The organism is Phyllobacterium sp. SL163 (genome assembly GCF_049896885.1).
Lineage (GTDB): Bacteria > Pseudomonadota > Alphaproteobacteria > Rhizobiales > Rhizobiaceae > Phyllobacterium > Phyllobacterium calauticae.
In genome coordinates this window covers 382,014-395,391 of record NZ_JAFCVE010000004.1, presented here as the reverse complement: position 1 = coordinate 395,391, position 13,378 = coordinate 382,014, and the positions used below count along the sequence as shown (strand labels likewise).

Here is a 13,378-nt window from a genome sequence, read left to right as displayed (position 1 = left end):
CTTTTGATTCAGTAGGTGGATTTCGCCTTGAGGTGCAGGGTGACCCAGCCCTCGCGCCGCAGCGTCTTCTGGTGGAAAAGACCCTGCACGCGATAGGCCGCCAGCACCTTGTCGCGCTGGGTTTCCAGAATGCCCGAGAGAATGAGCGATCCGCCCCAGGCCAGATGCCTGCGCATTTCTGGCGCGAGTTGCATCAGCGGGCGGGCGAGGATATTGGCGACGATCAGGTCGAATGGCGCTGCAAAGCGCATGGCCGGGTGATGGAAGCCCGTGGCCGTCTCCGTCTGGACGCGCGCAGCGACGCCGTTCTTCACCACATTGTCTTGCGCCACCGCCACGGCCACCGGATCGATATCCGTCGCCAGAACCGGAATGGGGGCAAGCTTGGCAATGCCGATGGCCAGCACGGCGCTGCCGGTGCCCAGATCCAGCGCATTGCGCGGATGTTCGCGGCGGATGACTTCGCCGATCATGTCGAGGCAGCCGGAGGTGGTGCCGTGGTGGCCGGTGCCGAAGGCAAGACCGGCGTCGATCTCGATACCGAGATCGTTGATGCGGCGCTTGTCGCGGTCGTGCGAGCCGTGCACGAAGAACCGTCCCGCACGCACCGGCGAGAGGCCTTCGAGCGAATGGGCGACCCAATCGATATCGGGTACCTGTTCGCGCTGCACGTCGAGCTTGACGGCATGGCTGCCCAGGATATCGCGGATGCGCGGCTCGATCTCGTCGGGCTCGAACGTATAGACCGAGACGTCGAAGATTTCCGCATCCTCGTCCACTTCGAAAGTGGAAATCGGCAGGCCATCCTCTTCGAAGGCGAGCTGCAGCAGGTCGAACACGCGGTCGGCTTCGATCTTGCCAGCGGTGAGGAACAGGCGGGTCTGGGTCATCGGGTCGTGTACTTTCGGGGTGGTCTCTAGCTCTTGGCCAGACGTTTCAGCTTGGCGACAGCCGTATCAGGATTTTCGCCATAGGCAATGGTGCCGAAGAAACCGCCCTTGCTATCCAGAAGAAAGACCGAGGCGGTGTGGTCCATGGTGTAGTCGCTGCCCTCGGTGGGCACCTTGCGCGCATAGACGCTATAGCCTTTCAGCATCGCCGCCATCTTGTCGGGATCGCCCGTTATGCCGGTGATACGGTCCGAGACATTGCCGACATAGGTTTTCATGACATCGGCGGTATCGCGTTCGGGATCGACGGTGACGAAATAGGCGTTGATATTCTGGCCTTCGGGCCCGAGCTGCTTCAGCCAGGCATCGAGTTCGAACAGGGTGGTCGGGCAGATTTCCGGGCAATGGGTGAAGCCGAAGAACACCGCCGACGGCTTTTGCCGGAACGCCGCCTCGGTAACCGGCTCGCCGTTCATGGTCACGAGCTTAAACGGTACGCCGAAGGGGCCGGCATTGGCGGAGCCCGGCTGATGGCGGTAGGACTGGAACGTGATCCATCCGGCCGCGGCGGCCAGCAGCATGATCGCCACGACAAGAAACGGCATCAGACGTCTGTTCATAAGTACATTTCCTCTGGGGGCTGTGCTGGCGCTTCTATATGCACCAGGAAAGACCAGCCTGGATCAGCGACAGGAAGATCGTATCGCCATGGTTGAACCATGCGGCAAAGGTTGCGCCCGTCGCCATGGCTGCAAAGAGTGCCAGTGTCGTGTAGAGCGTCAATCGCGATGGGCTGATGGAATAGGATGATTTCATACGGGGATTATAGGATTTCACCGGCTTTTATGCAAAAGAATTGCCGCAACCTTATTTGAGAAAGCACGATGGCTGATCCCGACGACCTCCGCTTCCAGAATCCCGAACCGCGCATCCACCCGACGGCACAGCTCAAGGGCGTCAAGCTCGGCCGTTTCGCCGAGGTCAGCGAGCGGGTGATCCTGCGCGATGTGACGATGGGGGACTTTTCCTACATCGAACGCCACAGCGAAGGCATCTATGCGGATATCGGCCGCTTCTGCTCCATCGCCTCCAACGTGCGCATCAACGCGCTGGAACATCCGATGGAACGGCTGACCACACATAAGGTGAGTTATCGCCCCAATGAGTTTTTCCGGTATCAGGGGGTCGATTTCGGTTTCCGTGCCCGGCGGCAGGCCAAGCGCGTCAGCATCGGCCATGATGTGTGGATCGGCCATGGCGCAGTCATCATGCCCGGCATCAGCATCGGCCACGGCGCGGTGATCGGCGCCAATGCGGTGGTGACCAAAAACGTGGCGCCCTACACCATCGTCGCGGGCAATCCGGCGCGCCTGATCCGTCCGCGTTTTCCCGCCGCCATTGCCGAACGCCTGATGGCGCTGGCCTGGTGGGACTGGCCCGCGACGACGATTTTCGAGGCCATCCCCGATATCCAGTCGCTGAGCATCGAGGATTTTCTGGCGAAGTGGGAACGATAGGGGCGGCGGGCCGTTCTGCTTGCAATTCCGCAACGCCGTATCCAACTGTGTCTGGCAAGCCCAACCATTTCAGGAGATTCTCGATGAAGCATATGCTCGCTGCTCTGGCCCTACTGGGCGCCGCCATACTGCCGGCTCAGGCGGAGGAGGTCGGCAAGGTCGGCGTCGACTGGCTGGGCAATGACATCGTCATCGATGCGGTTGCCGACCCGAAGATCCAGGGCGTCACCTGCCATCTCGCCTCGTTCTCGCGCGGCGTGATCGACCGGCTGCAGAAGGGCAACTGGTTCGAGGATCCGTCCAATGCGTCGATCTCCTGCCAGCAGACCGGCCCTATCGTCATCGGCGACATCAAGCTGGGCGAGGGCGGTGAGCGGGTGTTTTCCGAACGCACCAGCCTGATCTGGAAAAAGCTGAACATCACCCGCATCTACGACAAGCAGAACAATGCGCTGATCTATCTCGCCCATGCCAGCCAGGTGCAGGACGGGTCCGCCAAAACCTCCATCGCCACGATTCCGTTGTTTGCCGGAAATGTCACCTGGACCAAGGGCAAGCCGGAATAGAGTTGGGGTGTTTCCGTTGGGTTTACACCCCCCCCCTCTGTCCTGCCGGACATCTCCTCCCACAAGGGGGGAGATCAGCTTTCACAGCTGTTTCAACTAATCTTCAACATCGAAAATTACGTAAAATCACTGATGTCGATGTGATCTCCCCCCTTGTGGGGGAGATGGGCGGCAGCCCAGAGGGGGGTGAAAGAACCCAGCCCGCCTAGATCTGCTTCACAAAACTGTCGAGCACGCGTTTTTGCCCGGCCTTGTCGAAATCGATGGTCAGCTTGTTGCCTTCGATGGATGAGACATTGCCGTTGCCGAACTTGATGTGGAACACCCGGTCGCCGACGTCGAAATTCGACGGGGTTTCGCTGACGGATTTGGCCACCAGCTCGCCGTCGATCATGCGGCCCTTGACCGAGCCGCGTCCGGCGCCGTGGCCGGAATCCGTCTCGCCATAGCCGATGCGCTCGACCTTTGCGCCGGAGCGCGAGCCCCAATTGTTGCGCGTGGCGTCAGAACGGTTCTGCTGGGCGCGCTGCCAGCCGGGCGTCGAATAGGTGTTCTCGAACGGATCGGCGCGGTCGAAGCGTGACTGGCCATAGCCGCCGCCGGAACCGTATCCGCCATAGGAATTGCCTGTCGCAACAACTTCCACGTGCGCTTCCGGCAGTTCCTCGAGGAAACGGGAGGGGATGGTCGATTGCCAGAGCCCGTGGATGCGCCGGTTGGAGACGAACCAGATATGCAGGTTCTTCTTGGCGCGCGTCAGGCCGACATAGGCAAGCCGCCGCTCTTCCTCAAGGCCGGAGCGGCCGCCCTCATCCAGTGCGCGCTGATGCGGGAACAGACCTTCCTCCCAGCCGGGCAGGAAGACGGTTTCGAATTCCAGCCCCTTGGCCGAATGCAGCGTCATGATGTTGACCGCATCGAGATTTTCATTCTGCTCGGCGTCCATGACCAAAGCCACGTGTTCGAGGAACGACCGCAGGGACTCGTACTCCTCCATGGAGCGGATGAGTTCCTTCAGGTTTTCCAGCCGGCCCGGCGCTTCCGCCGAACGGTCGGCCTGCCACATGGCGGTATAGCCGGATTCATCGAGAATCATTTCGGCGAGCTGGGTGTGCGGCGTTGAATCAATCAAAGATTGCCAGCGATGGAAGTTTTCAACCACTTCGCGCAGGGCGGAACGGGGTTTGGGCTTCAGCTCTTCCGTCTGCACCAGATCGGCGGCGGCATCGAGCATGCCGATATCGCGGGCGCGGGCATAGTCATGCACCTGCCGCACGGCGGCTTCACCGAGGCCGCGCTTGGGCGTGTTGATGATGCGCTCGAGCGCAAGGTCATCGGACCCTTGGGCCACGACGCGGAAATAGGCGAGGGCATCGCGGATTTCGAGGCGCTCGTAGAACCGCGGGCCGCCAACGACGCGGTAATTCAGGCCGAGGGTGACGAAACGGTCTTCGAACTCGCGCATCTGGAAGGAGGCGCGCACGAGGATCGACATATCATTGAGGTTGTGGCCCCTGCGCTGCGCCTGTTCAATTTCCTCGCCGACCGCGCGGGCTTCCTCTTCGGAATCCCAGGCGGCGTGGACATTGACCTTGGCGTCTTCGGCATTCGGCGCATCGGTGAACAGGGTTTTGCCGAGGCGGCCCTCATTGTGGGAAATGAGGAACGACGCCGCGCCGAGAATATGCGCCGTCGAGCGGTAATTGCGCTCCAGGCGGATCACGACCGCGCCGGGAAAATCCTTCTCGAAGCGCAGGATATTGTCGACTTCGGCACCGCGCCAACCATAGATCGACTGGTCGTCATCGCCGACGCAGCAGACATTCTTCGAGCCCTGCGCGATCAGGCGCAGCCACATGTACTGGGCTGTGTTGGTGTCCTGATACTCGTCGACGAGGATGTAGCGGAATTTGGCGTGATATTCCTTCAGCACATCCGGATAGGCGCGGAACATGCGGATGGGATGGCAGAGCAGGTCGCCGAAATCGCAGGCGTTCAGCGTCTTCAGGCGGTTCTGGTAGGCGGTATAGAGTTCGCGGCCCTTGCCGTTGGCAAAGGCGCGGGCATCGCCCTCGGGGATTTCCTCCGGGCCGAGGCCCTTGTTCTTCCAGCCGTCGATCATCAGCGCGAACTGCTTGGCAGGCCAGCGTTTGTCGTCGAGCCCTTCGGCCTGAATGATCTGCTTGATCAGGCGGATGACATCATCCGTGTCGAGAATGGTGAAATCCGAGCGCAGGCCGGCCAGTTCCGCATGGCGGCGCAACAGCTTGACGCCGATGGAGTGGAACGTGCCGAGCCAAGGCATGCCTTCCACGGCACCGCCGACGAGAACGCCGATGCGCTCCTTCATCTCGCGCGCCGCCTTGTTGGTGAAGGTCACCGCAAGAATCTGGCTGGGATAGGCCTTGCCGAGGGAGAGGATGTGGGCGATGCGTGAGGTCAGCACCCGTGTCTTGCCGGTTCCGGCTCCGGCGAGAACCAGCACCGGCCCTTCGGTGGTTTCAACCGCAAGGCGCTGTTCCGGGTTGAGGCCATTGAGATAGGGCGGCGCGCCGCGCGCCTGCATGGCGCGTGCAGCTATGCCCTGCGGCTGGCGAGGCGCATCAGGTTCATCGAAGAACGGTATATCGTCAGGCAATCCGGACATTTCACTCCAATGTAGTGATTCGGCATCGAAAAACCAGACCGATCCGATACAAAGCAAGAACATACAGCATTTAGCGCAGAGTTTCCCCCTGAAACTTGCGATTGAAATTTGCAATCGTTGATATTGCGCCGTTCTGAATTAGGGCATACGCCTAGGTCAGAGAGGAATCTGGCAGCCGATGGCCCGTTCGCAGCCTCATGTCAGGACCATTCGATCTTGATTGAGCTTGGAAAGGATCCCTGCCATGGCAATCACTCTGACGGCTCTCCTTTTTCTGATCATTGCAGCTGCCCTGGGTGCGGGTGGCGTCTGGCTCGCCGTCCTCGGCGGCAGCTGGTACTACGTCATCGCCGCGCTCGCCTTTCTCGTCACATCCATTCTCCTCTTCCGGCGGCGCTCGGCCGCATTGCCGGTCTATGCGCTGCTGGTGATCGGCACGCTGGGCTGGGCCATCTGGGAAATCCGCTTCGACTGGTGGCAGCTGGCGCCGCGTGGCGGCGTGATCATCCTGCTCGGGCTCTGGCTCCTGACGCCGTGGGTGCGCGGCCGGTTGACCCGTGCCGATGCCGGCTCTGCCTCTCTGGGGGCAGCACCGCTCTGGCTGGCCGTTCTGGTGGCGTTCGGCGTTGCCGGCTATTCCATGACCCGGGATCCGCTCGATCTTCCCGGCCAGCTGAGCCGGGAGGCGGTGACCGCCACGCCCGATATCGGCGGCGTGCCCAATAACGACTGGCACTTCTATGGCCGCAGCCTCTACGGCCAGCGCTATTCGCCCCTGAAGCAGATCACGCCCGACAATGTCGCCAAGCTGCAGGTGGCCTGGACCTACCAGACCGGCGATGTGCGCCGCTCCACCGATATTCCGGAAACGACCTATCAGGTGACACCGCTCAAGGTGCGCGACACGCTCTATATCTGCACGCCGCACAACTTCGTCATCGCGCTCGATGCGGCCAGCGGCAAGGAAAAATGGCGCTTCGATCCGCAGGTGAAGGACAATGACGACCGGCAGCACCAGACCTGCCGCGGCGTGTCCTATTATGCCGATGCCACCGTCGCGGCCGGACAACCCTGCGCCGAGCGGGTCTATATGCCGACCGCCGATGCAAGGCTGATCGCGCTCGATGCGGCCAATGGCCAGGTCTGCCCGGCCTTTGGCGACAAGGGCACCATCCATCTGGAAACCGGCATGCCCTATAACCCCGCCGGGTACTACTATTCGACCTCGCCGCCGGTCATTGCCGCGGGCAAGATCATTGTCGGCGGCGCAGTTAATGACAACTATTCGATCCACGAACAGTCCGGCGTCATCCGCGCTTTCGATATCAATACCGGCGCGCTGGTGTGGAACTGGGATTCCGGCAATCCCGATGTGACGACGCCGCTGCCGGAGGGACAGAAATACACCGCCAACTCCCCCAACAGCTGGTCGATTTCCAGCGCGGATGAAAAACTCGGGCTGCTCTATGTGCCACTCGGCAACCAGACGCCGGACCAGCTTGGCGCCGGACGGTCCGCCAATGTGGAGAAATTCTCGTCCTCCATCGTGGCGCTCGATCTCAACACCGGGCAGATGCGCTGGGTGCGCCAGACCGTGCATCACGATCTCTGGGACATGGACGTGCCCTCGCAGCCAAGCCTTGTCGACATCAACACCGCAAGCGGAGCGGTTCCGGCACTGGTCGGTCCGACAAAGCAGGGCGATATCTACGTGCTCGACCGGCGTTCGGGCGAGCCGATCATTCCGGTCGAGGAGGTGCCTGCCCCCGGCGGTGCCATCGAGGGCGACCACACCGCGCCGACACAGCCGGTTTCCGGCCTGACATTCATACCGCGACCGCTGCAGGGTAAGGACATGTGGGGCGTGACGCTGTTCGACCAGCTCGCCTGCCGCATCCATTTCCTCAAGCTACGCTATGAAGGGCGTTATACGCCGCCGTCGCTGCAGGGCTCGCTGATCTATCCCGGCAATTTCGGCGTGTTCAACTGGGGCGGCGTGGCGGTTGATCCGGAGCGGCAGGTGATGTTCGGCATGCCGACCTATCTGGCCTTCACTTCACGGCTCGTGCCGCGCGCCGATGTGCCGGCGCCGGGTGCGGGCACCAAGGGCAGCGAGCAGGGGCTCAACCGCAATGAAGGCGCACCCTATGCGGTGGTGATGGGACCGTTCGTCTCGCCGCTCGGCCTGCCATGCCAGACCCCGCCCTGGGGCTACGTGGCGGGGGCGGACCTGCGCACAGGCAAGATCGCCTGGAAGCACCGCAACGGCACGGTGTACGATTCCTCGCCGCTGCCCCTGCCGCTCAAGGTCGGGGTGCCGGGGCTGGGCGGCCCGATCATCACGGCGGGCGGCGTCGCATTCCTTGGCGCAACGGTCGACAATTATCTGCGGGCCTATGACGTGACCACGGGCAAGCAGCTGTGGGAAGGGCGTCTTCCGGCGGGCGGACAGTCCACACCCATGTCCTATGCGCTGCCCGACGGGCGGCAGTTCGTCGTCATCGTCGCCGGTGGCCACGGCTCGATCAACACCAAGGCCGGTGACTACGTCATCGCCTATACCCTGCCGAAATAGGCTGGGCGCACCATCGCACCCTCCCGGTCGGCAGCCGGGAGGGTTTTTGTTGACTGTTTTAATCCAGTTGACGCGGCGTAAAACTGCTCATATCAATTCACCAGGCAGATACGGCCAGCCGCTCGCGGGGGTTCAACCCATGGTGAATGTATCGAACGATGCTGCGTTTCATCCTTTGCATGGTGAACGGGTCGGCAATGCGGGCACTGACTTTCCGCGTTCACCCCTATGAAGGATAGACGATGCGTACATTTCATGATGCCAAGGCGATGGCCAAATCGCTGCGACAGGCGCTTGCCGCCAAGAATATCGAGATTTCCCACAGTGACGGTCTGGAGCTTGTTGCCGCCGGGTTCGGTCTCGGCAACTGGAACGTGCTGGCGGCAAAGATCGCGGAGGACGGGCCTGCACCGAAGGGAGCCATCTCCTTTGGACCGGCCAACCCAATCCTGCGGATTTTCGACGTTGATAAGGCCAAGGAATTCTACCTGGACTATCTCGGCTTCACCCTCGACTGGGAGCACCGGTTCGAGGACAACATGCCGCTTTACTGTCAGGTGACGCGCTCCGGCCTGACGCTGCATCTGAGTGAACATTCCGGCGATGCCAGTCCGGGCGCCCGGGTTTTCGTGCGCATGACGGGCATCGAAGCGTTTCACAAGGAGCTTCATGCCAGGAACTACCGCTTCATGAAGCCGGGTCTCGAAGAAGCGCCCTGGGGCCGCGAGGTGCATGTGATCGATCCGTTCAGCAACCGGATCAGCTTTTGCGAGGACAAGTAGGTTTTGCATGCGGGACAGCGCCGGGGCAATCCGGTGCTGCCTGCCTTGACGAGGCGGTCGGCGTCTGGGAAATTGACGCCACAGTGATGACTGGACTCGGCGTTGCGCTCTCCACCGGTGTCCTTTCGCATCGCCTGAAAGGGTGATGGGAAACGGCGGGGGTTTGATGGCCCGGCAGTCCTTTTCGATGGAAAGAGCCACAATGGACAAGCCGAAGAAAACTCCTACGATCAGTCAGGCCATGGTCGATGCTTATGACGAATACACGCATCTGACCCTCGACCGGCGGTCCTTCATGGACAAGCTCGCCAAGCTGGCGGGCTCCGGCGCCGCAGCTGCGATCATTGCACCGATGCTGGCGGCAAATTCGGCACAGGCTGCGGTTGTCGCGTCCGACGATCCGCGGCTGCTCACCAAGGACGTCATTCATTCCGGCCCGGCGGGAGACATGAAAGGCTACAGCGTACGCCCGACCGACACGACGGCGAAACTGCCGGTGGTCGTGGTCATTCACGAAAATCGCGGTCTCAACAGGCATATCCGCGATATCGCCCGGCGCATGGCACTGGAAGGCTTTACGGTTTTCGCCCCGGACTTCCTGTCGTCGGCCGGCGGCACGCCTTCGGACGAAGACAAGGCGCGCGATCTGATTGCCAATCTCGACCCCGAAAAGACCATTGCCGAAGGCGTCGAGACGATCGCCTATCTCAAATCGGTCAAGTATGCCAATGGCAAGGTCGGCGTGATGGGCTTTTGCTGGGGCGGCGGGCTGGTCAATGATCTGGCCGTCAATTCGCCGGACCTCGATGCCGGGGTGGCCTATTACGGCCGCCAGCCCAAGACCGAGGATGTCGCAAAAATCAAGGCACCGCTGCTGCTGCACTATGCGGGCCTCGATACGCGGATCAATGCGGGCATTGACGGCTACAGGAAAGCGCTTGAGGACAACGGCAAGACGTTTGACATCGAGGTCTATGACGGCGTCAACCACGCGTTCAACAACGATACGTCCACCGCCCGCTACAGCAAGGAAGCCGCCGATCTCGCCTGGAGCCGCACGGTGGCGTTCTTCAAGAAATATCTGAGCTGAAAAGCCTCACGGTGCGTGGTTCGACAGGCTCACCATGAGGGATGTGGCGGATTGCAGGAAGCACTATTCTGCAACGTCTAAGATTGGCTTTGCAGTCAAACCACCTCCCTCATGGTGAGCCTGTCGAACCACGCACTATGAGTCATACATCACACATTTCCCGTCCCCATGAAACCAATGGCTTGCCAGACCGTTCCGGGCACTGCTAGTCACAACAACGGAACGCGACGGGAAATGCCTTCATGCGCTACATTACTGCCCTTCTGGTCTTCATGATGATGTCGCTTGCGCATGTGCAGGCGGGCTTTGCGCAGGAGGCTGTTTTCCCGGAAGGCTCCAGCGTCGGCCTGGTCATCCCCCGGAACATGCAGCCGTCGTCGACGTTCAGCGGGTTTGAAGACCCGGCGATGGGCGCGACCATTGTGCTGACTGAGCTGCCGGTGGATGCCTATGCGCAAATCTCCGCCAAGTTCAATGCGGAAGGTCTGGCGCCCACGGGCATCGTTGTCAGCGGTGCCGCACAGGACTGGCAGGTCAAGGGCGCGTCGGCGGCCAAGTATATTCACGGCAGCCAGATTGCCTCCGGCATCAAATACCGCAAATGGATTGTCCTGTCGCAGGCGCCGACAACCACGACGATGGTCACCATGCAAATTCCCGACGGGGTTGCCGGTGCGCCATCGGATGCGGATGTCGAGGACACATTGCGCTCGATCGCGGTGCGCACGCCGCCAACCCTTGAGGAACAGATCGCCGCCCTGCCGTTCAAGGTCGGCGATCTCGCCGGATTTCGTCCGATCCGTGCCATTGCCGGGGCAACCTATCTCCTGACCGACGGACCGCAGGATGTACCCGCCAGCGCGGCGCAGCCGGTGATCATCATCGCGTCCAATCTCGGCAATGCGCCCGAGGCTGCCGCACGCATGGACTTTGCCAGGAAGGCCTTTGCGTCGCTGACCGGGATCAAGGATGTCCGCTCGGACAATGAAAGCAGCGCGCCGGCCGATGGCGGCGAATGGGTGGATATTGACGGCAGCGCCAAGGACGCGACCAGCGGAGATACGCTTTACGTCGCCCAGATCGCCCGGTTTGCCGGTGACCGCTACGTTCGCGCCATCCTGATCGTGCGGGGCAGCGAAAAGGATAAATTTGCCGACCGCTTCCGCAGACTCGCCAAGTCGCTGACGATCAATTAAAATCAGGCATGGATAAAACCTATCGACTCAGCAAAGACGAGATACGGCCATTGGTCCGCAATTACGGCGGCTGTATCGCAACCGATACGATCACAATCGACGGCTATCCCGTGCGCTTCATGTACCGCGAGGATCCTGACAACGCACTGGACAGCGGCTGGCGTTTTCTCTCGGGCTTCGAGAGCGACGACTATATGGAAGACCCGGACAACAGCGGGATTTTCGACGTCAACACCATCGCCAATTACGATCCCAGCATCATTCCGCTGCTCGACTCGCCGGTCGGCAGCGTGTTTGAACGGACCGGCGAACAGGAGCGCTTTGTCCGGGTCACCGACTGGGAACCCAGCGACGACGATGAGGAGTGAAGGGGTGCGTGGTTCGACAAGCTCACCATGAGGGAGGTTGTGGGCTTCCGGTGATTGCGTTCTGCAAGGTCTTCGATTGATGCTGCAACCAAACCACATCCCTCATGGTGAGCTTGTCGAACCACGCACCACCACCACCAGCATCATCCCGCTGTGCTGATTGAGATTATCTCACGGACTTTCTTCCCCAACCCTTGCGGTTCTCTCACACAGAGTTACAACTGGACAAGTCGCGTGCAGTGACTGAAAATGCACGTGAATTGGACGAATCCTCGATTGGAATTCTGGAGACTGGAATGGCATTGGCTGATGCAGGAGCAATGGTGCGCAATGAAAATGGTATTGCGACCGTTGTTTCGATTCTTAAGAAAAGGTTTGGTGACAACGCGCAGACGGGCAAATCCATCCGCGAGCAGCATGGCCACACCACCAGTTATGTTCCGAACCAGGCCCCCGATCTCGTGGTTTTCGCCGAAACGACCGAAGACGTTCAGGAAGTGGTGCGCCTCTGCGGCGAGTGGCAGGTGCCGGTCATTCCGTTCGGCACCGGCACATCGCTGGAAGGCCATGTGAATGCGCCGGCGGGCGGTGTGTCCATCGACCTGTCGCGGATGAACCGCATTCTCAAGGTCTATACCGAAGACCTCAATGTCGTGGTCGAGCCGGGCATCACCCGCAAGGAGCTCAACGAATATCTGCGCGATACCGGCCTGTTCTTCCCGATCGATCCCGGCGCCAATGCCAGCCTTGGCGGCATGGCTGCCACGCGTGCCTCGGGCACCAATGCCGTGCGCTACGGCACCATGCGCGAAAACGTGCTGGCGCTGAAGGCCGTCATGCCGGACGGGCGCCTGATCAGCACGGCAAAACGGGTGAAGAAAACGTCTGCCGGTTATGACCTCACCCGGCTGCTCGTCGGCTCCGAAGGCACACTCGGCATCATCACCGAGCTGACGCTGAAGCTCTACGGCATTCCGCAGGCGATCTCCGGCGGCATCTGTGCGTTTCCGGATCTCGAAAGCGCCTGCAATGCGGTGATCGAGACCATCCAGATGGGCATTCCCGTGGCGCGTATCGAGCTGGTCAACAGCCTGCAGATGCAGGCGATGATCAATTATTCCAAGCTTGATTATCCGGTTGCTCCCTATCTCTTTGTCGAGTTCCACGGCAGTGACGCCGGTGTGGCCGAACAGGCGGAACTCTTCGGCGAGATTGCCGCGGCCAATGGCGGCGGCCCGTTCAAATGGACGGCCAATCTGGAAGAGCGGGAAAAGCTGTGGTCGGCGCGGCACAATTCCTACTTCGCCTGCATGACGCTGGCGCCCGGAAAGCAGTCGCTGTCGACGGATGTGTGCGTGCCGATTTCGCGCCTGGCCGAATGTATCGTCGCGACCGAGAAGGATATTGCGGCGAGCGGGCTGATCGCGCCGATTGTCGGTCATGCGGGCGACGGCAATTTCCATGTGCTGATCCTGTTCGACGACAAGAATCCGGAGGAAATCCAGAACGTGGAAGCCTTTGTCGAGCGTCTCAATCTCAGGGCGATTGCCATGGACGGAACCTGCACGGGCGAGCACGGCATCGGCCAGGGCAAGATAAAATTCCTCCGACTCGAGCTTGGCGGTGCGGTCGACGTGATGGAAACGATCAAGCGGGCTATCGATCCGGGCAATATCATGAATCCCGGCAAGATCTTACGTCTGTAACTTTGCACGTTGATTCCGCATCTTCGCCCAATTTGTGAACG

The 13,378-nt window shown here is 60.9% G+C and carries 12 protein-coding genes; 8 read left to right on the top strand and 4 right to left on the bottom strand.

Annotation, left to right across the window (positions count from 1 at the left end):
• Nucleotides 1–8: 8 nt before the first annotated feature.
• The 3 genes from ACP7B1_RS11690 to ACP7B1_RS11680 are packed head-to-tail and all read right to left on the bottom strand — an operon-like array spanning nucleotide 9 to nucleotide 1,706.
• Nucleotides 9–890, bottom strand: a complete 882-nt coding sequence (locus ACP7B1_RS11690; protein ID WP_346307852.1) for a 50S ribosomal protein L11 methyltransferase — start codon at nucleotides 888–890, stop codon at nucleotides 9–11.
• Between the two features lie 26 nt (nucleotides 891–916).
• Nucleotides 917–1,510, bottom strand: coding sequence for an SCO family protein (locus tag ACP7B1_RS11685; protein WP_346307853.1), 594 nt, complete (start codon nucleotides 1,508–1,510; stop codon nucleotides 917–919).
• A gap of 34 nt (nucleotides 1,511–1,544) precedes the next feature.
• Nucleotides 1,545–1,706 (bottom strand): hypothetical protein, encoded by a 162-nt coding sequence (locus ACP7B1_RS11680; protein WP_223612750.1) that lies wholly within the window; start codon nucleotides 1,704–1,706, stop codon nucleotides 1,545–1,547.
• Nucleotides 1,707–1,774: 68 nt separating this feature from the next.
• On the opposite strand from ACP7B1_RS11680, the gene ACP7B1_RS11675 reads away from it, so the two are divergent.
• Together ACP7B1_RS11675 and ACP7B1_RS11670 are read left to right on the top strand one after the other, a co-directional pair.
• Entirely contained in the window at nucleotides 1,775–2,407 is a 633-nt protein-coding gene (locus ACP7B1_RS11675; protein ID WP_130270017.1) for a DapH/DapD/GlmU-related protein, read from the top strand.
• An 83-nt stretch (nucleotides 2,408–2,490) separates the two neighbouring features.
• Nucleotides 2,491–2,973: a CreA family protein gene (locus ACP7B1_RS11670; protein WP_403176842.1), complete on the top strand. Its 483-nt coding sequence runs from the start codon at nucleotides 2,491–2,493 to the stop codon at nucleotides 2,971–2,973.
• 205 nt (nucleotides 2,974–3,178) lie between these two features.
• Here the strand turns inward: ACP7B1_RS11670 and ACP7B1_RS11665 are convergent, their stop codons facing one another.
• Nucleotides 3,179–5,620: an ATP-dependent helicase gene (locus ACP7B1_RS11665; RefSeq protein ID WP_426136921.1), complete on the bottom strand. Its 2,442-nt coding sequence runs from the start codon at nucleotides 5,618–5,620 to the stop codon at nucleotides 3,179–3,181.
• Between the two features lie 244 nt (nucleotides 5,621–5,864).
• On the opposite strand from ACP7B1_RS11665, the gene ACP7B1_RS11660 reads away from it, so the two are divergent.
• From ACP7B1_RS11660 to ACP7B1_RS11635, 6 genes are all read left to right on the top strand, one after another.
• Entirely contained in the window at nucleotides 5,865–8,195 is a 2,331-nt protein-coding gene (locus ACP7B1_RS11660) for a glucose/quinate/shikimate family membrane-bound PQQ-dependent dehydrogenase (protein ID WP_346307856.1), read from the top strand.
• A 242-nt stretch (nucleotides 8,196–8,437) separates the two neighbouring features.
• Nucleotides 8,438–8,977 (top strand): glyoxalase superfamily protein, encoded by a 540-nt coding sequence (locus ACP7B1_RS11655; RefSeq protein WP_346307857.1) that lies wholly within the window; start codon nucleotides 8,438–8,440, stop codon nucleotides 8,975–8,977.
• 187 nt (nucleotides 8,978–9,164) lie between these two features.
• Nucleotides 9,165–10,067, top strand: coding sequence for a dienelactone hydrolase family protein (locus tag ACP7B1_RS11650; RefSeq protein WP_426136920.1), 903 nt, complete (start codon nucleotides 9,165–9,167; stop codon nucleotides 10,065–10,067).
• Nucleotides 10,068–10,309: 242 nt separating this feature from the next.
• On the top strand, nucleotides 10,310–11,263 hold the full coding sequence (locus tag ACP7B1_RS11645) for a hypothetical protein (protein WP_346306669.1): 954 nt from the start codon (nucleotides 10,310–10,312) through the stop codon (nucleotides 11,261–11,263).
• Nucleotides 11,264–11,271: 8 nt separating this feature from the next.
• The gene (locus ACP7B1_RS11640) at nucleotides 11,272–11,631 is read left to right on the top strand and encodes a DUF2185 domain-containing protein (RefSeq protein WP_223612758.1); all 360 of its coding nucleotides are present in this window, start codon (nucleotides 11,272–11,274) and stop codon (nucleotides 11,629–11,631) included.
• Between the two features lie 296 nt (nucleotides 11,632–11,927).
• A complete protein-coding gene (locus ACP7B1_RS11635; protein WP_223612759.1) occupies nucleotides 11,928–13,337 on the top strand; it encodes an FAD-binding oxidoreductase in 1,410 nt (469 codons plus the stop codon).
• Nucleotides 13,338–13,378 lie beyond the last annotated feature (41 nt).